The following is a 25,141-nucleotide window of genomic DNA, read 5'->3' as shown; positions in this document are numbered from 1 at the left end:
AAATGAAAAGAAATTTCTTTGAGGAATTAGAAAAAATTTTATATCACAAAGATATTTTTAAAAAGATTGAATTATTTAATGAATTTTATGAAAATTTTAAAGCTAATTTGTATGACTTTAATCATTCCCATGAGGCGATCATTTGTGAAAACTCAAAAGTTAAAATCCTTCATCCCATGAAAATAAGGCGTCCAAAAGAAGCAAATAGCACTTTATCTTTAGCAAAAATATTACATTCAGTTGCACATATAGAATATAGTGCTATAAACTTAGCCTTGGATGCTAGTTATAGATTTAAAAACTTGCCATTGAAATTTTATCAAGATTGGCTTGAGGTGGCTGATGAAGAAATTAAGCATTTTTTACTTTTAGAAAAAACTTTAAATGAACTTGGTTTTAAATATGGAGATTTCCATGCACATGATAATCTTGAAAAAGCCTTATTCTTAACCAAAGATAATCTTGCTCATAGAATGGGCATAGTGCATAGAGGACTTGAAGCAAAAGGACTTGATGCCAATCCTTTTGTTTTGGAAAAATTAAACACCACTAATCATCCTATAAAAAGTTTATTTAGTGAAATTTTTACCATTATATTAAATGATGAAATTAAACATGTAAATAAAGGAGATTTTTGGTGGAATTATGCAAAAAAAGAAAATGATAACTACCTTGATCTTTGCGCCAAATATAAAGAATTTAATCTTTTAGGAAAAGTATATAACAAAATAGCTAGAATACAAGCAGGATTTAATGAAAATGAACTTCAAGAGTTAGATGAATTTTATAATAAAGAATAAAATGGTGGTTAGAGGCAGAATCGAACTGCCGACACGCAGATTTTCAGTCTGCTGCTCTACCGACTGAGCTATCCAACCACTGAATTGAAGTTGTAATTATACAATAGTTTTTTTAAAAAAAGTTGAAATTTGCATAAAAATGCAAATCATTCAGCAAAAGCTCCAAATTTAAAGATTTTTTGCATTCTTAATGCAGCTAATTCGCGTTTATCGTATTGTTCTAATTCTTCTATAGCTTTTAAGACATAATCACTTAAATTTTTAATCGCATTTTCTTTATCTCTATGAGCTCCACTCATTGGCTCTTCGATGACATCATCTATTAAACCTTGAGTTTTTAAATCATCAGCAGTTACTTTCATGGCTTTAGTAGCAGCTTCACTTTTTGATGGATCATTCCATAAAATAGCAGCACAACCCTCAGGTGAAATCACAGAAAAAACTGAATTTTTCATCATAGCAAGTTTATCAGCTACTCCTATGGCTAAAGCACCACCACTTCCACCTTCACCTATAACTACTGCTATAGTGATTGTTTTAAGGGCGCTTAACTCATATAAATTTCTAGCTATAGCCTCACTTTGACCACGCTCTTCAGCACCCACTCCTGGGTAAGCACCTGGAGTATCTACTAAAAATAACACCGGTATGTCAAATTTTTCAGCCATTTTTGCCACTCTTAGAGCTTTTCTATAACCTTCAGGATGAGGCATACCAAAATTTCTATGAAGTTTATCTTTAGTACCTCTACCTTTTTGCTCACCTATAACAATAACTTTTTTACCACCTATATAACCCGCATAACACACAATAGCAGGATCATCTCTAAAAGCACGATCGCCATGAATTTCATAAGCATCGCTTAATATAGCTTGAATATAATCAAGCGCATAAGGACGATCAGGATGTCTTGCAAGCTGCAAGCGTTGGTAATCGCTTAAATTTTTATAAACTTTTTGAGTTTCTTTTTCAAGGTTTTTTTCTAAAATTTTTACTGCTTCATCATCGCCTTTGATTTTAGCATTTGCTAAATCTTCATCAATTTGCTGGATATTTTTTTCAAAATCTAAATAAGAAGCCATATTAATCTACTTTTTTGAAAATCACACAACCATTTGTTCCACCAAAACCAAAAGAATTGCTCATTACAACATTTACTTCGCTTTTTCTTGCAGTATTCGGTATATAGTCAAGATCACAGTTTTCATCTGCTACGATTTGATTGATAGTTGGCGGTAATATACCTTGATCAAGCGCCATTAAAGAAATAACAGCTTCAATAGCACCAGCAGCACCTAAGCAATGCCCCGTTTGACCTTTTGTAGAACTAACTAAAGGAATTTGATCTTTGAAAAGCTCTTTAATAGCTGCTGTTTCATTTTTATCATTTACCGGAGTAGAAGTTCCGTGCGCATTAATATAATCTACTTTTGGATTTCCTGCCATTTTTAAAGCTTTTTTCATAGCACGCAATGGCCCTTCTAAAGTAGGCGAAGTAATATGATGTGCGTCCGCACTTTCGCCAAAACCTACTAACTCAGCATAAATTTTAGCTCCACGCTTTTTAGCAGCCTCATACTCTTCAAACACTAAAGCACCAGCACCCTCACCCATCACAAAACCATCTCTTTCTTTGTCAAATGGTCTTGAAGCCTTAGCTGGATCATCATTTCTAGTAGAAAGAGCTTTCATAGCAGCAAAGCCACCTATACCCACAGCACAAATGGCTGCTTCAGCGCCTACTACAAGCATTTTATCTGCACTACCTAAAGCTATGCTTTTATAAGCTTCGCCTATGGCATGGGTTCCTGCTGCACAAGCAGTTACGCATGAGATATTTGGTCCTTGCAATCCATGCTCGATTGAAATAATCCCACCAAGCATATTAACCAAAGCTGATGGTATGAAAAAAGGAGTAATTTTACGTGGTCCACGCTGTGCGCAAGTAACGGAATTTTTTTCTATATTTGGTAAACCACCTATACCAGCTGCCGAAACTACACCAAATTCTTCTTTATTTAAAGTTTCATCAAATTTAGCATCTTCCATAGCTTCTCTTGCTGCTTTAATACCAAGTTGTATAAAACGATCTATTTTTTTAACCTCTTTAGCATCACAGACACTTAAAGGGTCAAAATTTTTCACTTCAGCAGCAATTTGCACTGGAAAATCAGTGGTATCAAAAAGAGTGATTTTATCAACGCCACTTTTACCATCACAAATTGCTTTAAATGAGCTATCTTTGTCTAAGCCAAGGGCATTGATCATTCCTATACCTGTTACTACAACGCGTTTCAAACCGCACTCCTTATTAAAAATTAAAATTATTTTTGAAGATTTTCTATATAATTAACAACATCTTCGATTTTTACTAGTTTTTCAGCATCGCTGTCTGGAATTTCTACATCAAATTTTTCTTCTAAAGCCATAACTAATTCAACAACATCTAAAGAATCTGCACCTAAATCTTCAATAATTTTAGATTCCATTTTAACTGCATCTTCATCAACACTAAGTTGCTCAACAACTACTTTTTTTACATCATCAAAAATTGCCATTTTTATCTCCTAGTTTAAAAAATTAAACCACATTTTACAATAAAAAAATAAATTTCTTGTTTAAAAAGTTAAAAATTAAAGATTATTACGAAAAATTTAATTATCTGTGTTTAAATAAAAGCTTAATTTTTAACAAAGGAAATTAATGCTTTTAGATAGACTTATAAAAGAAAATAAAAAAACTTGGGATCAATACATCCATCATGAATTTGTAAAAAAACTTCAAAATGGCACTTTAGAAAAAGATGTATTTTTATTTTATCTAAAACAAGATTATATCTTTTTAAACAATTACGCAAAATGCTATGCCCTGCTTGCTTTAAATGCAAATAATGCTAAAGAAATTCAATTTGCCATTAAAAATCAAAACTACACTTTAGAAGGAGAATTAGAACTTCATAGAAGTATTTTAAAGCTAGGTATTGATGTAGAAAAACTGGACTATAAAGATGAAAGTTTAACTAATATTGCTTATACAAGATATTTACTAAGTGTGGGGCAAAATGGAGATTATTTAGATATGCTATGTGCTTTGAGTGCTTGTGCTATAGGTTATGCATACATAGGAGAAGAAATTTATAAAGGACTTGATGAAAAAAGTTTAGAAAATCATCCTTACAAAGAGTGGATTTTAACTTATGCGGGTAAAGAATTTCAAGATGAAATTAAAGAATTTAAAGACTTTTTTAATTCTTATGCAAATAGTATTAGCGAAGAAAAATTTAAAAAGTTAAACGAAATTTTTTATACTACCATAAGGCTTGAAACAGCCTTTTGGCAACACTCTTTAAAGCAAAAAATGGAAATTTAATCATCATAAAGATGATTAAATTATCAATTTAGCAATATTAATCCCTACAAAAGCAACCAAATACGCACATAAAGATGTAAATATAAAAAGATACCATGCATATTTTTTATTTCCCGCTTCTTTAGCAAAAACTATAGTTGCTGCAAAACAAGGATTATAAATCATAACAAAAAGTATAAAAGCTACTGCTGTATTAAAAGGGATGTTTTCTTTTATAGCTTCTTGTAAATTTAAACTTGTTTCATCAACTTCATCACCTAAAGAATAAAGCACACCCATAGTAGAAATCATCACTTCTTTAGCAGCTAAACCACTTACCAAAGATACACTAAGCTTCCAATCAAAGCCAAGTGGTGCAAAAATAGGTTCTATTGCTTTACCAAATTGTCCAAGATAACTATTCTCTATCTGAAGTTCTTGAGTTAAGGCATCTTGAGTATTATTTTCTTGTGCAGGAAAATTACTCGCAAACCAAATAAGCAAAGAAGCTATCAAAATAAATGTTCCTGCTTTTTTTAAATACATTTTGGCTTTATTAAACACCATAAACCATACCAAATTCCAATTTGGCATTCTATATTTTGGCATTTCCATTACGAATGGTTCATCTTGTCCTCTAAAGGCACTCATTCTTAAAATCTTAGCTGCAATCAAACCCAAAAACGCGCCCAAAATATAAATCCCAAAAAGATAATTTCCCGCCACATCAGCAGGAAAAAACACTCCAACAAAAAGCACATATACAGGAAGTCTTGCGCCACAACTCATAAAATTAATAATAAAAAGAGTTAATAGTCTATCTTTTTTATTTTTTAAAGTTCTTGTAGCCATAAATGCAGGCACTGAGCAACCAAAACCCGTGATTAAAGGGATGAAACTTTTACCATGTAAGCCAAATTTGTATAAAATTCCATCTAATAAAAATGCAACCCTAGCCATATATCCAGTTGTTTCAAGCAAGGCTATACCAAAAAATAAAATCATAATATTTGGTAAAAAAGTTATAACCGCACCAACCCCACCTAAAACACCATCAGCTAAGGCTGAAGCGATAAATTCATTGCTAATATTATTTTTTACCATATCACCTAAGTTAGTAAAAAACATTTCTATATAATCCATAGGGATTTGACCCAAAGTAAAGGTTAGTTGAAATAAAGCCCACATAAAAAACAAAAATATAGGAATTCCTAAAAATTTATTGATTAAAATAGAATCTATTTCTTTGGTATGATTTTTATACTTAGCACCCTTACTTAAAACCTTAGCACATATACCATTTGCAAAAGCAATTAGTTCTTCTTTAAAAATACTTTCTATATCTTTGCTATGATATGCCATATAAATTTTTTCTAAAGCTTCATCAAGTATTTTTCTCAAAGTGTATGAAATGACTATATTAGCTTCATTTTTAAGCAAAGCAAGTGCTAAATCTTTTGTAGAAAAATCTAAATATGTAATTTCATTTTGATTTAAAAATTCACTTATTTTTGCAAGTTCTTCTTCTATAATATCACTATAAACACGCTCTTTGACTTCAAATTTAGCTTCATGAGTTGAAATGATTAAATCCAAAAGTGCATTTAGATTTTCTTTAGTTTTAGCACACACGCCAAGACAAGGTGTATTTAGAAGTTGGGATAAAATTTTAAAATCTATACTAAAACCTTCATTTTTAGCTTCATCTTGCATATTTAAAGCCATAATCATTTTGATTTTAGCTTCTATTAAAGATGCACTCAAAATCAAATTACGCTCTAAATTTGTAGAATCAAGCACATTTACTACAAGATCAAATTCACCTTTTTTTAAAAATTCTTTTGTAATTTTTTCTTCTTCGCTATAACCATCTAATGCATAAGTTCCTGGTAAATCTATAAATTTAAACTCATAATTTTTATAAATTAATCTAGCCTCAGCCTTTTCAACCGTAACACCGCTAAAATTTCCAACTTTCATATTAGCTTTACAAAGTGCGTTAATTAATAAACTTTTACCAACATTTGGCTGACCTACTAAAGCAATGATGATTTTTTTCATTAAAACTCTTTTGAAATTTGTATTATTTTTGCTTCACTTGAGCGTAAAATCACGCAAGTTGTATCAAGTTCTACCATGATAGTAGAATTTGCTATAGAAGAGCGAATTTTTTTAACTTTTTTGTTTTTTGCAAAACCAAAACTAAAAAGTCTTGCTTGGAGTTGTTTATCTGCTTCAAAACCTACTATAATAGCTTCTTCATTATCTTTTAATGTATCTAAAGTCATGTTTTTCCTTACAAAAACTAAGATAAAACATTATATAAAAAATTAAATTAATTTATTTTTTAAAATAATAAGCAATCTCAAAAAATGAGATTGCTAGAAATCAAAATCATTTAGATTTTCTAAATTTTGAAGCTTTTTGACTAATTCCTCAGCCTTTTCTAAAGAAAGTGCTATGCTAGCATTAGAAAGAAATTTATCTTTTAATTCATCAAAACTTAAAGGATTATCAAAATTTCCTTTATTAATCAGTACATCTTTTTTAATTACTCTTCCATCATTTAAAACAGCTTCTAAATGTCCTGGAAAGTATTTAGGGAAACCACTAGATTTTTTCTTTTCATAGCTAATTTTTTTAGCAAATTCTATTAGTTCAGCTCTATTTAAATTTTCATAAGATTTTAAAGTGATCTTACCATCAAAAAATGCCAAAGCCATTAAAAAAGGCATGGAAAATTTGGCAGCATAAGCACTTTGTGGAGTATATTTTGCTTCTATTGGATCACAGATAAATGAAATTGGCACCTCATCTACAAAACAATGCAAACTTTTGATATCTTGTGCTTTTAAGCCATCATTCCTTAAGCTCATAGCACAATCAATAAGCCCATGTGCAAAATGACAACTTGGATAAGGTTTTAACGAAACTTGCATTACTTGCCAAATTTCATTCAAGCCCTTACAAAGTTCATTTTTATCACACTCATCTTCTAAGCCAAAAGTTCTAAAAATATTATCCCTTCCTTCAAATATACTCAAAGGACCACTCATATTAGCTTTTACGAAATTTGCTACTAAAATTCCATTTTTCAAAGCATTAGCTATGTGTAAAACTTTAGAATTAGAACCATTAGATAAAAACTCATTTACCCCACTTGCAAAACTTCCTGCTAAACCTAGAGCATTAATGATTTGTTCTTTGTTTAAATCAAGCAAAACACAACTTGCAGCTACACTACCAAAAATTCCTGCTATAGCTGTAGTATGAAAGCCGCGTTTATGGAAACTTCCTTTGCTTGCTATACCCACTCTAGCAGCAATTTCCCAACCAACTATAAAAGCTTTTAAAACTTTTTTCCCATCTTTACTTACGCTAAATCCATAAGTTAAACAAAGCGGAGTTAAAATAGCACTAGCGTGCAAAATAGCTTCAGTATGAGTATCATCAAAATCAAGGGCATGCGCTGCAATAGCATTTACCATCGCAGCATAAATTACATCAAGCTTTTTATCCCCGCTCCAAATTTTTTTACTAGGATTTACGCTTAAAGCTTCAAAAGCCTTAGTTGCATTTAAAACACAAGCTTCATTTTTAGCAGCTAGGGCTGTTCCTAGTGCATCAAGCATAAGCTCTTTTGCCCTTTGCTTTACTTTACTAGGAATAGCTTCATAGTCTAAATTTACGATAAATTCGGCTAGTTTTTCACTTAAATACATTTTTTCCTACTTTAGAATTGGTGCATTAGCAATTTTTTCTAAGAACTCATCAACTAATTTTGGTGCATAACCTACATAAGTTGTAGCATCCATTAAAACATCAATATCTTTTTCACTTAAAACCTTACTCACACGCTCATCTTCAAGTAAAACTTCTTTGAAAGTTTTATGATTTTCTATGCCTCTCATGGCATTTTCATAAACAATTTCATGTGCATGTTGCTTACCATAACGATCACTCAAAGCAAACATCACGCGTTCTGCTAGTACAAAACCATTAAGCGTATCAAGATTTTTTAGCATTTTGTCTTTTTTAACTTCTAAATCATCAAAGACAAATTTCATATTTGCTAATACCACTGAAAGCATTAAAAACGCTTCTGGCAAAAGCTTCCATTCCATTTTCCAAACTTGGCCATCTCTTTCATGCTCATGTCTTTCTATATCGCTTAAAATTGCAATATTAGCTCTTAGGGCATTACTCACAGTCACTGCGTTTTCACTTACTGCAGGATTTCTTTTATGAGGCATAGTAGAACTTCCTACTTGACCTTTTCCAAAAGGCTCAGCAATTTCATCAATTTCATTATGAGCTAAGATTAAAAGTTGATGTGCGATTTTGTTAAAGGTTGCATTGATATTACCTAAAACATAGCCAAGCTCAATGAAACGATCTCTTGCTGGTTGCCATGAGATATCAGGAACTTCTAAACCTAAGCTTTCTAAAGTAAGTTTTTCTACTTCATTAGCCTTGTCACTTAAACTTGCTTTAGTTCCCACTGCACCTACGATTAATCCTACATATAATCTTTTTTCAAGTTCGATAATTCTTTCATAATGGCGATTAAGCTCACTAAGCCAAATTGCAACTTTGTGTCCAAAAGTTATAGGTAAAGCTTGTAAAGCTAAGGTTCTTCCCATCATCGCAGTGTTTTTATGCTCTTTTGCGATTTTTGCTAAATTTTTAGCTATATCTTTTAAATCTTGCTTGATTAAAGCCATAGCTTCTTTAAATTGTAAAACTAAGCCTGTGTCAATGATATCTTGTGTTGTTACACCAAAATGTACATATTCACCAAGACCATTTTCACAAGCTTTTTCTAAACCACGCACAGTAGGTACTAAAGGGTGTTTGGTCTTTTTAAACTCAGCAAAAATAAAATCCATATCCATAAATTTATAATGCGCTTTTTTAGCTATTTCTATAGCTGCTTCATTAGGGATAATGCCAAGTTTTGCTTGAGCTTTTGCTAGGGCAGCTTCTACATCAAGCCATTTTTGAATTCTATTTTCTTCACTAAAAATAGCTCTCATTGCAGGGGTACTCCAAGAATCTTGAAGCAACCTCATATCAAATACACTCACACCCATGTTTTATCCTTTAAAATTTATTTTTTCAAATGCTTGTTTTAAATCAGCAATCAAATCCTTACTATCTTCAAGACCTATATGAAATCTCACAAAAGGCCCTCTAGCACTCCAATCTGTTGCCGTTCTTGGTGGAGTAGTAACAGTAGCTAAACTCTCATATCCACCCCAGCTTGCACCGATTGAAAAATACTCTAAATTATCTACAAACTCAATGGCTTGTTCTTTTGAAATACCATCTGCAAATTCAATCGTTACCATACCATTAGCACCTTTATGATCGCGCATAAAAACTTCGTGGTTTGGATGAGTTTTTAATTTTGGATAAAAAATTATTTTAACTTCTTTTCTACTTTGTAAAAACTCTACTACCTCATCTGCACTTTTTTCATGAGCTTTCATTCTTACATCTAAAGTTCTCATACCACGAAGCACCAAATAAGCATCATCAGGACTTGTAGTAAATCCTAAAGCTTCTGGTAATTTGTCAAAATTTTTCCATTCTTTTTCATTAATTACTACTATACCCATAGTAACATCTGAATGCCCACTTAAGTACTTAGTCGCTGCAATTACTGAAATATCTACTCCAAGCTCAAGCGGATTTAAAAAATACCCACTTGAATAAGTATTATCAATCGCTACTGGTATGTTATGTTTGTGTGCAATTTCACAAAGTTTTGGCAAATCTATGATTTCATAAAGTATAGAACCTGGGCTTTCACAAAGGATTAATTTTGTGTTTGGTTTAATTTTTTCTTCTACATCGGAAGCATCAGCTTTTAAAAAGTCAATTTCTACACCCATTTTAGTTAAAAATAAATCACAAATTGTTCTAACAGGTCCATAAATAGCATCAGTGATTAAAAAATGAGCATCTTTGCTAGCATAATTTAAAAGCACCATAGCTAGCGCTGCAAGTCCTGTTGGGAAAAGTTGCGCTCTATGGCCTCCTTCAAGCGCACAAATTAGTTTTTCAAGTTCAAAATTAGTTGCTGTTCCTCTAGCACCATAACTTAAAACACGATCTGTTTTTCTTAGCTCGCGGTATTTTTGCCAAGTTGCATGATCTTTAAAAAGTATAGTTGATGCACGCATTAAGGTTGGATTAACTGATCTTACTTCGGCGTTTTGATCGCCTCTTCCTAGGTGGATTAATTTAGTTTTGTTATTCATTTTGTACTCCTTTTTATAGATAAATATAAGTCATAATCACATTAACAATAGCAGCTACAAGCATAGGAATGGCTGTTCTTTTTACAACTTGTAATGGATTTACTTTAGCCATAGCTGAAATTGCCAAAATAGCAGGTGCGATAGGCGAAACACATCTACCAAAACCTGTCATGATTTGGATAGGTGCTATCATAGTTATAGTTTCAACTCCAAAAGATTTTGCTATATTTGGGATAAGTGGCGCAAAAGAGAAAAATGCTGCATTTCCTGAACCCATTAAAAATGCGCACACAGCAAGTAAAATAGAAACTGCTATAATAATAGCAAGCACTCCAAAACCTGCATCTTTTGCAAAATCTATTAAAGTATCTACAAAACCAACCGATAAAAGGCCACTTGCAAAAACTTGGCCACAAACGATCAAAGAAACTGTAATTACAAACAAATGTCCCATACCTTTGAAAAATACCATGATAGAATTTAAAGTATCAATTAAACTTTTATAACGAATGATTTCAAAAATAATTGCTATAAAAGTTGAAATCATCATAGCAACTGGCACATTCATTCTAATTGCAGTAGATGAAGCTGCTTTAACATCTTCCATAGTAGTAAATCCCATTAATACCATAATGCTATCTAAAACACTACTAAAACCCAAAATTAACACTAAAGGTATAATAGGTAAAATCGCATAGATTCTAGGTGGTTTTTTCACCTCTTCTTTTTTGCTATCATTTTCTGATAACTCTTTTTCTATCTCATCACGATTAAAAACAAAATTTTCTTTTTTATCAAAATATTTTGAGCAAAAATAAATCGCAATACCCACAGCAATAATAATAGGTACAGTTGTAGGGAGTTGGTAATGAACAAAATAAATTGCAGGGTCAATTTTGGCTTTTTCTGAGGCCATAATCACATTACCACTGCCTGGGCCATGGTCAATGTATTGACAAATAGCGATAATTGAAAGCGCAGAAAGCTTAGAAACGCCTGAGCGCACTAAAATAGGATACATTGTAACCATAAGCAAAAGCGCCAAACCTGCATGTGAAGGTATAAAAAGCACTAAAAACTGGATTACAAAATATGAAACTAGCAATAGAACATAAGGTGATTTTACTGCCTTTAAAGGTCTTTCAAACACTTTAAATAAAGCATAACTTGCGCCCACATGATCCATATAAGCAGAAAATCCTGCTATACACATTAAAGTAAGCCCAAGCCCTGCTAGAGTGCTTGACATATTTGTATTAACAACTTGGAAAATATCAAAAAATCCTAAATGCAAAGATTGCTTTTCACTAATGATAGGAGAAAGTCCAAAAATTCCTGCTAAAGCTAGCAAGAATAAACCACTTAAAAGCAACGCCATATGGGCGTTGATTTTTTTATAGAGCATAAATACAAGTAAAAATACAGAACATCCTGCAAAAAATAAACCCAACATGCTCTATCCTTTATGAGCAATAACCTCTATCTCCACTTTTGCTCCTTTAGGAAGATCTTTTACCGCAAAAGCACTTCTTGCAGGATATGGAGCTGCGAAAAATTCAGAATAAACCTCATTGAAAGCTAAAAAATCATCAATATTTGCTAAAAAGCAAGTCGTTTTAACTACATTATTAAAATAAAGATTATTTTCTTCTAATATAGCCTTGATATTTAACAATGATTGTCTTGTTTGTTCTTTTACATCTTCACTTTCTATGTTTCCACTTTGTGGATTAATAGGAAGTTGTCCTGAAATAAATAACAAACCATTAGCTTCTCTATAAGCTGAATATGGTCCTATAGCTTTTGGATAATTTGCCATGTATACTCCTTGTGTTTAAATGAAATCATAATATAATATTATCATCATAATAATAATTTTTTTTATTGTTATAATTATTAACAACTTTGATGAAAATATTATGTAAAATAACAAAAAACAACAAAAAGGTCTAGATCATGGATGAGCAACAAAAAGAATTATTTATCAAACTCACTCAATTTTTAGGACAGGTGCTTGGGGATCAATATGAAATAGTTTTTCATGTGATTGCACCTGAGGGTTCATATATTGCAGCCATTGCAAATAACCACATTAGTGGAAGAACCATTAATTCTCCACTAACCTCTTTTGCAAGTGAGCTTGTACAAGAAAAAGAGTATTTAAATAAAGATTTTTTATGTGATTATAAAGCAAAGGTTGGAAAGTCTAAGATTGTTACTGGATCAACTTTTTTCATTAAAAATCAAAATAAAATCGTGGGAATTTTATGTATAAATCACGATACCACAGAGCTTAGAAATGCTATTAGTAAAATCATAGAACTTGAAAAAATCAATGATTTTAGTGATTTGTTAGATATTCATAATCAAAACAATGTAAATTTGCATAATGTGAGTAATATAGAAACACTTAGTCATTCTATAGAAGATATTTTAGCTGAAAACATAGACTTAAAATATTTAAATTCAGGATATAGCTTAAGCACTGAGCAAAAAGATGAAATTATTAAAAAGCTTCATTCAAAAGGAATTTTTAACATTAAAGGAAGCATACCTATAGTTGCTAAGTCACTTAATATATCAGAACCTAGTGTTTATAGGTATTTACAAAAACTTAAAAACAATCTCTAAGCTAAAATACAAGCTTAGAGATGAAATAACCTGCAATAGTTGCACTAATAATCAAAACAAAACCTGGTCTTAAATAAGAGTGATTGATCACAAATTTACCTATTTTTGTTGTGCCTGTTCTATCAAAAGCTACACATGCTATTTGATTAGCTCCTGGGACTATAAAATCTCCGCTCACACAAGGATAAAGCACAATAAGAATTTGAGGAGGAATTCCCAAACTCACACCCAAAGGCATCAAAGCAGCCACTGTTGCTGAAGGAGAAAAAATCACCATAGAAAAGGCAAATAAAGCCACCCCAAATAAATACGGATAATCCTCTACAATATGCGATAAAGAATCACTAAATAAAGGCTTATAAGCTTCAAAAAATGTTCCTGTCATCCAAGCTATACCAAAAACCCCTACAACTCCTATAAGTCCTGATCTAAATACCGAAGCTTCACCAAGCTTATTAGCAGGAACTTTAGCAAAAAGCATAATCAAACAAGCCGTTGCAAGCATGATCATTTGGATTAAATTTGGAGTAGAAAGTCTTTCTATTTTACCATTTGCAAGCTCATAATGAGGCAATAAATTTGTAAAAGTTCCAAAGAAAATAATAGTTAAAATCCCTAAAGCAAAAATATACAAAGACCTTTTAGCCATAGGATCATGTTCGCTGTCTTTGTTTTGCAAATCTTCACTTAAAAAATGATATTCTCCCGCTCTTACTCTTTTTTGAAATTCCTCATCTTGCTCAAGCTCTTTTCCTCTTTTTAAAACACTCAAACAAGCAAGAAACACACCTATAAAAAAGGCTGGTAAACTTACTATTAGAATTTGCATTATTGTTGTACCACTAAAAGCTAAAACAGCCACCATAGCAGCAGTAGCTGCACTCATAGGTGAAGCTATAACACCAATGCCTGCTGCTACAACTGAAACTGAAAGCGCTCTTTCGGGACGAATTTTAGCATCAGCTGCCACTTCAGCAATCACTGGATAAATAGAAAAAGCCACATAAGTGGTACCACAAAAAATCGTAAAAGCAGAGCTAATCAAAGGTCCCATAAAAACAATAGCTTGAGGTTTTTTCTTTAGAATTTTCTCTGCTATTTTTACTAGTAAATCAAGCCCACCTGCGCTTTGCAAAACACTCACACAAGTAATCACAGCAAGTATAATAAACACAACACTCACAGGAAGTGAAGCTGGTTGCATACCAAAGACCAAAACCAAAATGCACATACCAAGCCCACCTGCAACCCCAAGTCCTATACCACCATATCTACCACCTATGGCTATCATAGAAAAAATGATGAAAAATTCTAATATAAAAATAACATCCATTAATCTTGTGCCTTATATTGCTCCAAAAGCTCTTTTGCATGTTTAATTTGCTCTAATACTACTTTAGTTCCTGTACCACCATAAGATACTCTTGCGTCTATACAAGTTTCTAAAGCAATTGCCTCATAAATATCTTCTTGGATATTTTCATTAAATTGATGAAATTCCTCCATGCTAAGTTCTTCAAGCATTTTTCCATGTTTAATACAATAATTCACAGCCCCGCCAACTATACTATGAGCTTCTCTAAATGGTATATTTTTTCTTACTAAATAATCAGCCATATCCGTAGCATTTGAAAAGCCTTTTGCAGCAGCTGCTCTTGTATTATTAGCATTTACTTGCATTTTTTCTATCATAGGAGTTATGATTTTCAAACTTGCCATTAAAGTATCCATAGAATCATAAACTTGAGCCTTATCTTCACTCATATCAGTATTATAAGCTAGTGGAATACCTTTCATAATAGTTAGCATTGCCATAACATTACCATACATTCTACCTGTCTTACCACGCATTTTTTCAGCTACATCAGGATTTTTCTTTTGAGGCATTATGCTTGAGCCTGTGCAAAAATCGTCACTTAATTCTATAAATTTAAAATCTTGACTTGAAAAAAGTATAAGCTCTTCACAAAAACGACTAAGATGCATAAAGCACATTGCAGCCACAGAAGTAAATTCAACCATATGATCTCTATCACTAACGCTATCAATGCTATTTTCTGTTGGTTTTGCAAAACCTAATTCTTTGGCACAAAAATGTCTGTCTATATTAAATGTGGTTCCACCAAGCGCAGCTGCTCCTAAAGGACACTCATCCATTCTTTTATATAAATCTTCAAAACGAGAATAATCCCTACTTAACATCCAAAAATACGCCATGATCCAATGTGAAAAAAGCACCGGTTGACCGGTTTGTAAATGTGTATAACCTGGCATAATAGCTTTGATATTTTTTTGAGCTTGATTTATAATTTCTTCTTGCAAAGCAATAATTTGATTTAAAATTTCTTTTATAACGGCTCTCATATGCATTTTTGAATCAAGCGTAGTTTGATCATTTCTACTTCTTGCAGTATGAAGCTTTCCACCTACTGGACCTACAATTTGTGTCATTCTTTTTTCTACAGCCATATGAATATCCTCATCAGCTATATCAAAAACAAAGGTTCCATTTTGAATTTCTTCTCTAACTTGTTCTAAACCCTTGATGATAGTTTTTGCTTCATCTTCTTTTATAATACCTTGTTTTGCAAGCATAGTACAATGAATTATACTTCCTTGTATATCAAAAGAAGCAAGTCTTGGCTCAACTAATAATGAAGCGGTGTATTCTTCAACTAATTTATTTGTAGGTAAATCGAAACGTCCACCCCATAATTTCTCTGCTTTTTGTGACATATTTATCCTTCTATTTACAAATAAAAGGATAATTTTATAATTTTTATTTTTTCAAAGAGTTTAACTTTTCTTTCTTTTAAAAATTTTTAACACAGCAAAAGCTATTTTTTTAAGAAAACTTTTTTTAGAATGCTTTGTTAAAAACTCTACTATATCTCTATGTCCAAACATTAGTGCAAAAGTAAAAGGTGTCATACCAAGACCGTTGTTTTCATCAATATTTGCCCCATATTCTACCAAAAGCTTACACATAGGTAAATACCCTTTAAAACACACCCCTGCTAATGGAGTTTGCCCTCTGTCATTTTTCTCATCTACTCTAGCATTATTTTCTAGTAAAAACTTAGCACATTCATAAGCATTGTGATAACTTGCAAGCATTAAGAGACTATCGCCTTTGTGATTTTTTAAATTCACACTCAAACCTGCTTCTATCATAATCTTTAAATTTTGCAAATCATTTTTTCTTGCGTAATCAAAAGCCATAGTACAAAGTTCTTGAATTCTTTTTTCTTCTTCATTGCTAAACATATTTTTCCTTTTATAATCTTTAGTTTGCCACTTTTAAAGTGGCAAGTAAAAATTACATTTTCAAAGCTTTTTTAACGCCATTTGCATATTCACTTGAAATTTTTTCAAAATGACTTAATGCTCTAGCAATAATTTTTTCATCAACCCCGCTCATAGAAGTAGCAATATTTTTAAATAATTGCTCTTTTTGATCTTGGTTCATTATATCAAACAAGGCTCTTGGTTGGGTGTAAAAATCATCATCAAGTGGAGTATATCTTTGCGCACTACCTTCAAGTGCTAAGTCAGGCTCAAGATAGCTTTTATCTTCTTTTGGACTATCATCATAACTATTTGGTTCATAGTAAGCTGCGCCATTTTTATAAGTGTCAAAATTCATAGCACCTGCTACATTATAAGTATTTACTTCACTTTTTGCACGATTAACTGGCAATAAATGATAATTTGTTCCTATGCGATATCTGTGTGCATCAGGATAAGAAAAGATTCTAGCTTGCAACATTTTATCAAGACTAAAACCAATACCAGGAATGATATTGCTTGGGCTAAATGCAGCTTGTTCTACTTCGTTGAAATAATTTTGTACATTTTTATTTAATACCATCTCACCCACTTCAATCAAAGGTGCAATGCTATGTGGCCAAACTTTAGTTAAATCAAAAGGATTAAACCATAGTTTTTCTGCTTCATCTTCTTTTAAAACTTGAATTTGGAAAGTCCATTTTGGAAAATCTCCTTTTTCAATAGCCTCATATAAATCTCTTTGATGACTTTCTCTATCATTTGCTATTAAATTCGCCGCTTCTTCGTTAGTTAAATTTTTAATACCTTGCTTGGTTTTAAAATGAAATTTCACCCAAAATCTTTCATTTTTATCATTAATTAAACTATAAGTGTGACTTCCAAAACCATGCATATGACGATAACTTGCAGGAATTCCCCTATCGCTCATTAAAATAGTAACTTGATGTAAGCTTTCAGGACAAAGGCTCCAAAAATCCCATGCAGCATTATTACTTCTTAAATGAGTTCTTGGATCTCTTTTTTGAGTATGGATAAAATCAGGAAATTTATACGCATCTCTTATAAAAAATGTCGGAGTATTATTACCTACTAAATCCCAATTTCCTTCTTTGGTATAAAATTTAATCGCAAAACCTCTTACATCTCTTTCAGCATCAGCTGCACCTGCTTCACCTGCAACGGTTGAAAATCTTATAAATAAAGGTGTATTTTCTCCAAGCTGTAAAACTTTTGCTTTAGTATATTGAGAAATATCTTTAGTAATTTTAAGTTCTCCATAAGCACCACTTCCTTTTGCATGTACTGTTCTTTCTGGAATTCTTTCTCTATTTTGATGAGCAAGTTTTTCAAGCAAAATATAATCTTGCATTAAAAGTGGACCTTTAGCACCCGCACTTAGTGAATTTTGATTATCAGCTATGATATTTCCAAAATCATTTGTTAGTTTTTTCATTGTGTCTCCTTTTTAAATAATAATTTTTATTATTTGATAAATTATATTCCTATATTATTAAAATAAAATTAAACGATAAAAATTATCATTATTTAAAAAATGATTATAAAATTCTTATTTTTAAAAAAATAATCTTTTTTTAAGCATAAATATTTTTATTTTGTAATAAAATTGTTAAAAAATAAGAATAAGCATTCTTATTTTAAATATTTTTACTACAAAATTAATAAAAAAAAGGAGAGCTTATGGATAAAGAAACAAGAACTTATTATATTAAATTAGTTAAATTTCTTGCAGAAGCCTTGGGTAGAAATTATGAAATAGTCTTGCACGATGTAAGCGAAGATGGAGCCAATATAGCAGAAATTGCTAATAACCATATTAGCAAAAGAACTATAAACTCACCTCTAACTGGTTTTGCCATTGAAATGATTAAAAATAAAATCTATTTAGAGCGTGATTATATAACACATTATAAAACTTCAGCTAAAAGCTCACAAGCAATGTCAGGCTCTACTTTTTTTATTAAAAAAGATGAAAAACTCGAAGGTTTGCTTTGTATTAATCATGATACCTCAGCGTTTAAAAAAATCTCTGATGAAATTTTAAATCTTGGAAATATTTATGATAATGCTTATGAAAACCCTGAGCAAGAAAATAAAGAATATATTAAACTTGATTTAGAAGAAATTGTCGAAGATATTTCGGGTATGGATATAGAAAGTTTTAAAAATAAAAGCTTAAAACCAAAAGAAAAGCAAAAAATGATAGCTAGTTTATATGAAAAAGGTGTGTTTAATGTAAAAGGTGTTATTCCTAAGGTTGCTGAACTTTTAGGTATTTCTGAACCTAGTGTTTATAGACATTTACAAAAGATTAAATAATCATAATTTAAAAAAATTGTAATTTTTGATACAATAACACTTTAAATTTAATAAAAGGAAAAATATGGCTGATGATATGATGGATGAACAAGGCGAATCAAAGAAAAAAGGTGGCAATACTTTAGTAATTATTATCGTTGTATTTTTATTTGTATTTTTACTTGTGATTGTAGGAGCGATTGCTTATTTAATGTTTAGCGGTGGTTCTGAAGAAAATCCTGCTCCACAAGCTGAAGAAAGCGCACAAGTTGCACAAGCTCCTAAGAAAACAAATGCAGTAGCAGCTAGAGGGAGTGATTATGCAAATATTGGGGTGATGTATCCTTTAGCACCTTTTACACTAAATTTATTAAGTGATGGTGGATCAAGATATGTAAAATGCACCATTCAACTTGAACAAAATGTTGAAACCCTAACCCCAGAACTTGATAAAAAAGTTGCTATTATTAGAGATATTATCATTAGAACTTTAACTTCAAAAACCTTTGAAGAAGTAAGCACCACAAAGGGTAAAGAAAGATTAAAAGATGAATTAACTGGTAAAATCAATGAGGTTTTAACTGATGGTTTTATCAAAAATATTTATTTTACTGACTTTGTAGTATCTTAATGATAGGCTGTGACATAGTCGTATGCTCTCGCATAGAAAAAATTTATGAAAGACATAAAACGCTTTTCTTGGATAAATTTTTATCCAAGCAAGAGCAAAGTTATATAAAAAATACCAACACTCTAGCAGGATTTTGGGCTATTAAAGAAGCTGCTTCTAAGGCTTTGGGGGTTGGAATTTCTAAAGAATGTTCTTTTTTTGACATCATCATCTCTAAAGATGATAAAAATGCTCCACATATTAGTTTTTCTCAAAAAGTCATGCAAGAATTTAAAATCAAATCAGCAAGTGTAAGCGTAGCACATGATGGGGGTTTTGCTGTAGCAGTAGTGACTATAGAAACCAAGCAAGGTTAAAACCTTGCTTACATATAAAGCCCACCGTTGACTTTTAAAATTTCTCCTGTGATATAAGAAGAATGATCGCTTAATAAAAACGCCACAGCTTGAGCTACCTCGCTTGCATCTGCAAAACGCTTTAAAGGGATATTATTAATATAATTTTGTTTTATTTCATCACTTAAAACTTCAGTCATATCACTTTTTATGAAACCTGGGGTAATACAGTTATATCTTATATTTCTTGCTGCGCCTTCTTTAGCAAAAGATTTTGTTAGTGCTATCATACCGCCTTTGCTAGCACTATAATTAGTTTGGCCTGCATTTCCCATTTCTCCAACTATAGAAGCGATATTTACAACCGCGCCAAAACGCTTTTTACTCATAGTTTTTAATGCCTCTCTACAACCTAAAAAGCTTGAATTTAAATTAGCATTAATCACTGAAGAAAAATCATCCATGCTCATTCTAAGCGCTAGTTTATCATTAGTAATACCTGCATTATTAACTAAGTAACTAAGCTCACCATCACTTTCTACTATAGTTGCAATAGCGCTTGTAAATTCTTCTTCAACACTTGCATCAAATTTAATCACAGCTGCAGTGCCACCACTTTTTTCTATCTCTTCTTTTAACGCATCAGCAAGTTCAGGTTTACTTCTATAATTAATCCAAACTTTTAAACCATGACTTGCTAATTCTTTAGCTATTGCTGCACCTATACCTTTACTTGCACCTGTTATTAAAACATTTTTTCCACTAAATTTCATTGTTCTCCTTTAAATTAAAATAAAGCCTCATCCATTTCTTTTGGGATAGGTAAGTTTAAAATTTTAAGCACGCTTGGTGCTATATTACTAAGCCCCATGCCTTCTTTAAGCTTTTCTACTCCTTTAGCTTCTACAAAAGCAAAAACATCAAAGGTTGTGTGGTTAGTGAGCATATTTTCATTTTCATCCCTCATTGCTTCACAATTTCCGTGATCTGAAGTAATAATAAAAGCATAATCATGCTCTCTTGCTTTAGCAATAACCCTACCCAAACACTCATCCACACATTCAACCGCACTAACTGCAGCTTCAAAATCACCCGTATGTCCTACCATATCACCATTTGCAAAATTTACTACGATAAAATCCATACCATTTTCTATACCCTTAATCACTTCATCTGCGACTTCTTTAGCGCTCATTTGAGGTTTTTCATCGTATGTTTTTACCTTAGGACTTGGGATTAAAACTCTTGTTTCATTACACTCTAATTCTTCTTTTCCCCCATTAAAGAAAAAGGTTACATGAGCGTATTTTTCTGTTTCAGCTGTGTGAAGTTGGCTTAAATTTGCATTAGCTATCACAGAAGCTAAGGTATTATTTAATTCTTCTTTTTCAAACATCACAGGCAGTTTAAAACTCTCATCATACAAACTCATAGTAATAGCATTTTTTACAAGTACTTCTTTTGGAAATTCATTAAAACTTTCTTGGGTTAAAGAGGCAACTAATTGACGCATTCTATCATTTCTAAAATTGATAAAAATCACACCATCTTCAGCCTTAATTCCATCAAAGTTTTGACTAATAACTGGGGTTAAAAACTCATCTGTAATATTTTCATCATAGCTTTTTTGTATAAATTGCACAAAATCATCACACTTTGGTGCCTTAGCAAATAAAGCATCATAATAAGACTTAACCCTATCATAACGCTTATCTCTATCCATAGCATAAAATCTTCCCGATAAAGAAGCAAAGTTAACCCCTTCTTTTTCGCAAAATTCTTGTAAAGATTTTATAAATTCTAAACCTGAATTTGGAGGGCAATCCCTACCATCACTAATTGCATGCGCAAAAACTTCTTTATTTTCTTGCTTACAAATTTTTAAAAGCGCATTAAAATGTGTATGCATAGAATGCACCCCACCATCACTATAAAGCCCTATAATATGCACTCTTTTGCATTTTTGCAATAAATCTTTCAAAGCCTTATTATCTTTTAAAGTGTCATATTCTATGGCTTTATTTATCTTGACTAAATTTTGATAGATTATGCGTCCACTACCTATACACATATGCCCTACTTCGCTATTACCCATTTGACCTTCAGGTAGGCCAACTGCTAAACCGCTTGTTTTTATCAAAACATTAGGGGTATTTTCAAAAAGCTTATCATAAGTTGGCTTTTTAGCATGAAAAAAAGCATTATAGTTTGAATTTGTATTATGTCCTATACCATCTGTGATTATCAAAATACATTTTTGACTCATTTTTTACTCTTTTTTATAATTTATTTATGTGATTTTACTAAAATTATGCTTTTAAAAAACAAATACAAGGTTAAAATTTTGCTTTATCTTACAGAATATACAAATTATATGTTTTTTTCTTATATTAGCGTGCGTGCTGGTTTTGCATTTTTTATCGCTTTGTTTTTGAGTTTGTATTTAATGCCAAAATTTATCAAATGGGCTCAAAATAAAAAAGCAAATCAACCTATTTATGAATACGCTCCACAATCACACCAAGCTAAATCTCACACCCCTACCATGGGTGGGCTTGTTTTTATCTTTGCTACTATCATAGCAAGTGTTTTAAGTGCTGATTTAAATAATAGTTTTGTAATTGTTGGATTATTATGTTTGGTATTATTTTGCACTATAGGCTTAGTAGATGATTTGGGTAAGATTTTAAAAAAAGACAATCACGCAGGGCTAAGCCCAAAAATGAAGCTTCTAGGACAATTTAGTGCTGCTTTTATTTGTGTTGGATTATTATATTTATTTGATATAAATACTGAATTTTATTTACCTTTTTACAAACATGCTATTTTTGATGGTGGTATGTTTATGTTGTTTTTATGGATTTTAGTCATTGTATCAAGTTCTAATGCTGTGAATTTAACCGATGGACTTGATGGGCTTGCAACTGTGCCTTCTATATTTTCTCTTTTAAGCCTTGGTGCTTTTTTGTATTTAAGCGGAAATGCTATTTATAGCTCTTATTTATTTTTACCTAAAATTCAAGGCCTAGGAGAACTTGTGGTAATAAGCGCGGCTTTAGTTGGTGCGCTTATGGGATTTTTGTGGTATAACTGCTATCCTGCACAAGTTTTTATGGGAGATAGTGGGAGTTTAAGCATAGGGGCATTTTTAGGCTATCTTGGTATAGTAAGTAAAAATGAAATTTTGCTTTTGCTTATAGGTTTTGTATTTGTTTTAGAAACTATTTCAGTGATTTTACAAGTAGGAAGTTTTAAAATTTTTAACAAAAGAGTTTTTAAAATGGCACCCATTCATCATCATTTTGAAAAAATAGGTTGGGTGGAAAATAAAATCATTGTGCGTTTTTGGATGATAGCCTTACTTGCAAATATTATTGCATTAATTAGTATAAAGTTAAGATAATGAAAATTTCACTTTTTGGATACGGAAAAACAACTAAAGCTTTTGCACAGCGTTTTGGAAATTGCGATATTTATGATGATCATTTTACAAGTATAAGTAAGGATGAATTTAACAATACACTTTTACCACCTTGTGAATTTGATCCTTTAAAAAGTGACTTAGAAATTCCAAGCCCTGGTTTTCCAAGTGATCATTCTCTCATACAGCAAGCAAGAAATTTAAGCAGCGAGTATGATTTTTTTTATGATGGCATGCCAAAAAGCGTTTGGATAAGTGGAACAAATGGCAAAACCACCGCCACTCAAATGACACACCATCTTTTAAAACACATCAATGCACAAATGGGAGCAAACATAGGAACTCCTTTAGCACAAATGGATGCTAATGCTAAATTATGGATTTTAGAAAGCTCATCTTTTTCACTTTTTTACACCAAAATAGCTAAACCTGAAATTTATGCACTTTTACCTATCACACCTGATCATCTTTCTTGGCACAAAAGCTTTGAAAATTATGAGCGAGCAAAGCTTAGTGTGCTTGAAAGAATGAATGAAAATGATGTGGTAATTTTACCTAAAAAATATGAAGCTTATCCAACCCATGCTTATATTATAAGCTATGAAGATGAGCACGATTTAGCTAAAAAAATGCAAATTGACTTAGAAAAAATTCATTTTAAAACTCCATTTTTACTTGATGCACTTATTGCCTTAAGTATAGAAAAAATCATACTAGATCGTTGTTCTTATGAGCTTTTAAACGAGTTTAAAATAGAAAAAAATAAACTTGAAGAAATATTTGATCATAAAAATAGACTTTGGGTAAATGATACTAAAGCGACTAATCTGGATGCTAGTTTAGCTGCTCTTAAACGCTATAAGGATAAAAAAATTCATCTTATCATAGGTGGGGATGATAAGGGAGTGGATTTAAGTGCTTTATTTACTTTTATGAAAGAGCTTAATATAGAGCTTTATGCCATAGGAAAAAGCACTAATAAAATGCTTGAATATGCTAAAAATGCTAATTTAAAAGCACATTTTTGCGAGTTTTTACCTAAAGCAGTAGAAAAAATCAATCAAAACTTAACTAATGATGAAGTAGCCCTACTAAGCCCTGCTTGTGCGAGCTTAGATCAGTTTAAATCCTATGAAGAAAGAGGGGAGCTTTTTAAAAAATGCATTCAAGAACTAAACTAAATCTTTTTGAATGCAAAGTTTTAAAAACTCACATAAATTTATAAATTTCTTGCTTGGCTCTTTATTTTTATGATAAATCAAGCAAAGCTCTCTTGAAATTTTAAAATTTTTTAATCTCACTTCAAATAAGCTTTTAGCTTCAAGCTCTTCTTTGACGCTAAATTTAGGTAAAACTGCTAAAAAATCACCTTTTTTAACTAACTCTTTTATCATAGCAGTTGAGTTTAGCTCATAAACTAAATTAAGCTTTACATCTTTAGGTAAAGCACTTAAAAATACTTCTTTTGCACCTGAACCTTGCTCACGACTTAGCCATTTAAAATCCTTTAACTCATCTATGAAAAATTCTTTTTTAAAGTCATTTTTACTCACCACAATAAGCTCATCATCACAAATTTTAATCTTTTTTATATCCTTATCTTTGCAAATCCCTTCAATCAAACCTATATCGATTTCTTTATCTAAAATATCTTTGATGATATTTTGGCTATTATCCAAGGACAAATTTAACTTGATATTTTCTGCCTTTTGATCTAAAAAAGATCCTAGTAAATAAGTGCCTACATTTTGACTCACTTTCATACTTATTTCATAGCTTTGATCATCTTGCATTGCTTTTTCTATGCGCTCAAATTCTAAAATTAAAGGAGTGATTTGTTTTAAAAAAACCTTTCCTTTTTCATTTAAGCTTAAAAATTTAGCATTTCTATCAAAAAGCTTGGTGTTTAAACTTTTTTCAAGTTCAAATATAGCTAAAGACAAAGCAGATTGGGTTATATTTAATTCTTTAGCACAAGCTCTTAAATTTAAATTTCTACACAAGGCTTGAAAATATTTTATTTGTTTAAAAGTCATAAGCACTCTTTTGATAAATATTTTTAATCATTATATCAAATAAAATTAATTTTACTTATCATAAAA

At 31.4% G+C, this 25,141-nt stretch carries 25 protein-coding genes and 1 tRNA gene; 8 read left to right on the top strand and 18 right to left on the bottom strand.

The genetic code is table 11. From position 1 onward, the window contains the following. The first annotated feature begins 2 nt into the window (after nt 1-2). The gene (locus L8U98_RS00770; RefSeq protein WP_263724664.1) at nt 3-800 is read left to right on the top strand and encodes a ferritin-like domain-containing protein; all 798 of its coding nucleotides are present in this window, start codon (nt 3-5) and stop codon (nt 798-800) included. Nucleotides 801-802: 2 nt separating this feature from the next. On the opposite strand, the gene L8U98_RS00765 is transcribed toward L8U98_RS00770, so the two are convergent. From L8U98_RS00765 to acpP, 4 genes are all read right to left on the bottom strand, one after another. Then, a tRNA-Phe gene (locus tag L8U98_RS00765) sits at nt 803-878 on the bottom strand. A gap of 68 nt (nt 879-946) precedes the next feature. Next, entirely contained in the window at nt 947-1,882 is a 936-nt protein-coding gene (locus L8U98_RS00760) for an acetyl-CoA carboxylase carboxyltransferase subunit alpha (protein WP_173787044.1), read from the bottom strand. Nucleotide 1,883: 1 nt separating this feature from the next. Further along, a complete protein-coding gene (locus L8U98_RS00755; protein ID WP_263724665.1) occupies nt 1,884-3,098 on the bottom strand; it encodes a beta-ketoacyl-ACP synthase II in 1,215 nt (404 codons plus the stop codon). 26 nt (nt 3,099-3,124) lie between these two features. Next, nucleotides 3,125-3,358, bottom strand: a complete 234-nt coding sequence (gene acpP / locus L8U98_RS00750) for an acyl carrier protein (RefSeq protein WP_039617517.1) — start codon at nt 3,356-3,358, stop codon at nt 3,125-3,127. A 145-nt stretch (nt 3,359-3,503) separates the two neighbouring features. Between acpP and tenA the strand changes: the two genes are divergently transcribed. Next, the gene (gene tenA, locus L8U98_RS00745) at nt 3,504-4,169 is read left to right on the top strand and encodes a thiaminase II (protein WP_263724666.1); all 666 of its coding nucleotides are present in this window, start codon (nt 3,504-3,506) and stop codon (nt 4,167-4,169) included. Nucleotides 4,170-4,184: 15 nt separating this feature from the next. Here the strand turns inward: tenA and feoB are convergent, their stop codons facing one another. The 7 genes from feoB to L8U98_RS00710 form a co-directional block, all read right to left on the bottom strand. After that, nucleotides 4,185-6,209 carry a ferrous iron transport protein B gene (gene feoB / locus L8U98_RS00740; RefSeq protein ID WP_263724667.1) on the bottom strand — a complete coding sequence of 675 codons (2,025 nt, stop codon included), beginning with the start codon at nt 6,207-6,209 and terminating at the stop codon, nt 4,185-4,187. Further along, nucleotides 6,209-6,436: a FeoA family protein gene (locus L8U98_RS00735; protein WP_039625344.1), complete on the bottom strand. Its 228-nt coding sequence runs from the start codon at nt 6,434-6,436 to the stop codon at nt 6,209-6,211. Before L8U98_RS00735 ends, feoB begins: the two co-directional genes overlap by 1 nt. A gap of 93 nt (nt 6,437-6,529) precedes the next feature. Then, nucleotides 6,530-7,870, bottom strand: coding sequence for an MmgE/PrpD family protein (locus tag L8U98_RS00730; protein ID WP_263724668.1), 1,341 nt, complete (start codon nt 7,868-7,870; stop codon nt 6,530-6,532). A gap of 6 nt (nt 7,871-7,876) precedes the next feature. Next, entirely contained in the window at nt 7,877-9,241 is a 1,365-nt protein-coding gene (gene purB / locus L8U98_RS00725) for an adenylosuccinate lyase (RefSeq protein ID WP_263724669.1), read from the bottom strand. A 3-nt stretch (nt 9,242-9,244) separates the two neighbouring features. Then, nucleotides 9,245-10,414 carry a trans-sulfuration enzyme family protein gene (locus L8U98_RS00720; RefSeq protein WP_263724670.1) on the bottom strand — a complete coding sequence of 390 codons (1,170 nt, stop codon included), beginning with the start codon at nt 10,412-10,414 and terminating at the stop codon, nt 9,245-9,247. Nucleotides 10,415-10,427: 13 nt separating this feature from the next. Continuing rightward, the gene (gene dcuC / locus L8U98_RS00715) at nt 10,428-11,867 is read right to left on the bottom strand and encodes a C4-dicarboxylate transporter DcuC (RefSeq protein WP_263724671.1); all 1,440 of its coding nucleotides are present in this window, start codon (nt 11,865-11,867) and stop codon (nt 10,428-10,430) included. Between the two features lie 3 nt (nt 11,868-11,870). Next, a complete protein-coding gene (locus L8U98_RS00710; RefSeq protein ID WP_044598311.1) occupies nt 11,871-12,233 on the bottom strand; it encodes a Rid family detoxifying hydrolase in 363 nt (120 codons plus the stop codon). Between the two features lie 137 nt (nt 12,234-12,370). Between L8U98_RS00710 and L8U98_RS00705 the strand changes: the two genes are divergently transcribed. Beyond that, nucleotides 12,371-13,045 (top strand): YheO-like PAS sensor domain-containing protein, encoded by a 675-nt coding sequence (locus tag L8U98_RS00705; RefSeq protein WP_039617503.1) that lies wholly within the window; start codon nt 12,371-12,373, stop codon nt 13,043-13,045. Between the two features lies 1 nt (nt 13,046). On the opposite strand, the gene L8U98_RS00700 is transcribed toward L8U98_RS00705, so the two are convergent. From L8U98_RS00700 to L8U98_RS00685, 4 genes are read right to left on the bottom strand one after another with little or no spacing between them, the layout of a single operon-like run. Then, the gene (locus tag L8U98_RS00700; RefSeq protein WP_263724672.1) at nt 13,047-14,378 is read right to left on the bottom strand and encodes an anaerobic C4-dicarboxylate transporter family protein; all 1,332 of its coding nucleotides are present in this window, start codon (nt 14,376-14,378) and stop codon (nt 13,047-13,049) included. Continuing rightward, nucleotides 14,378-15,781, bottom strand: a complete 1,404-nt coding sequence (gene argH / locus L8U98_RS00695; protein WP_263724673.1) for an argininosuccinate lyase — start codon at nt 15,779-15,781, stop codon at nt 14,378-14,380. The genes L8U98_RS00700 and argH overlap by 1 nt, the downstream gene beginning before the upstream one ends. Nucleotides 15,782-15,841: 60 nt before the next feature. Next, nucleotides 15,842-16,312 (bottom strand): ankyrin repeat domain-containing protein, encoded by a 471-nt coding sequence (locus L8U98_RS00690; RefSeq protein WP_263658635.1) that lies wholly within the window; start codon nt 16,310-16,312, stop codon nt 15,842-15,844. A gap of 52 nt (nt 16,313-16,364) precedes the next feature. Beyond that, nucleotides 16,365-17,789 (bottom strand): catalase, encoded by a 1,425-nt coding sequence (locus L8U98_RS00685; protein WP_263724674.1) that lies wholly within the window; start codon nt 17,787-17,789, stop codon nt 16,365-16,367. A gap of 245 nt (nt 17,790-18,034) precedes the next feature. On the opposite strand from L8U98_RS00685, the gene L8U98_RS00680 reads away from it, so the two are divergent. From L8U98_RS00680 to acpS, 3 genes are all read left to right on the top strand, one after another. Then, nucleotides 18,035-18,673: a transcriptional regulator gene (locus L8U98_RS00680; RefSeq protein ID WP_257403836.1), complete on the top strand. Its 639-nt coding sequence runs from the start codon at nt 18,035-18,037 to the stop codon at nt 18,671-18,673. Nucleotides 18,674-18,737: 64 nt separating this feature from the next. Then, nucleotides 18,738-19,283: a flagellar basal body-associated protein FliL gene (fliL, locus tag L8U98_RS00675; RefSeq protein WP_404842191.1), complete on the top strand. Its 546-nt coding sequence runs from the start codon at nt 18,738-18,740 to the stop codon at nt 19,281-19,283. Further along, nucleotides 19,283-19,639, top strand: a complete 357-nt coding sequence (acpS, locus tag L8U98_RS00670) for a holo-ACP synthase (RefSeq protein ID WP_263724675.1) — start codon at nt 19,283-19,285, stop codon at nt 19,637-19,639. Before fliL ends, acpS begins: the two co-directional genes overlap by 1 nt. A gap of 8 nt (nt 19,640-19,647) precedes the next feature. On the opposite strand, the gene fabG is transcribed toward acpS, so the two are convergent. Continuing rightward, nucleotides 19,648-20,391 carry a 3-oxoacyl-ACP reductase FabG gene (fabG, locus tag L8U98_RS00665; RefSeq protein ID WP_257941857.1) on the bottom strand — a complete coding sequence of 248 codons (744 nt, stop codon included), beginning with the start codon at nt 20,389-20,391 and terminating at the stop codon, nt 19,648-19,650. A 14-nt stretch (nt 20,392-20,405) separates the two neighbouring features. Continuing rightward, nucleotides 20,406-21,884: a 2,3-bisphosphoglycerate-independent phosphoglycerate mutase gene (gene gpmI / locus L8U98_RS00660; RefSeq protein WP_263724677.1), complete on the bottom strand. Its 1,479-nt coding sequence runs from the start codon at nt 21,882-21,884 to the stop codon at nt 20,406-20,408. Nucleotides 21,885-21,962: 78 nt separating this feature from the next. Here gpmI and mraY point away from each other — a divergent pair, with 78 nt between their 5' ends. Beyond that, on the top strand, nt 21,963-23,021 hold the full coding sequence (mraY, locus tag L8U98_RS00655) for a phospho-N-acetylmuramoyl-pentapeptide-transferase (RefSeq protein WP_133319598.1): 1,059 nt from the start codon (nt 21,963-21,965) through the stop codon (nt 23,019-23,021). Then, a complete protein-coding gene (gene murD / locus L8U98_RS00650) occupies nt 23,021-24,220 on the top strand; it encodes a UDP-N-acetylmuramoyl-L-alanine--D-glutamate ligase (protein ID WP_263724678.1) in 1,200 nt (399 codons plus the stop codon). The genes mraY and murD overlap by 1 nt, the downstream gene beginning before the upstream one ends. Here murD and L8U98_RS00645 read toward each other — a convergent pair. Beyond that, a complete protein-coding gene (locus tag L8U98_RS00645; protein WP_263724679.1) occupies nt 24,212-25,075 on the bottom strand; it encodes a LysR family transcriptional regulator in 864 nt (287 codons plus the stop codon). The two genes, murD and L8U98_RS00645, sit on opposite strands and share 9 nt — an antisense overlap. Nucleotides 25,076-25,141 lie beyond the last annotated feature (66 nt).

This window comes from Campylobacter sp. RKI_CA19_01128 (assembly GCF_025771175.1).
In the GTDB taxonomy this organism is placed as follows: domain Bacteria; phylum Campylobacterota; class Campylobacteria; order Campylobacterales; family Campylobacteraceae; genus Campylobacter_D.
Note: the sequence above shows the minus strand (reverse complement) of the source record. Positions and strands in the feature narration are given on the sequence as shown.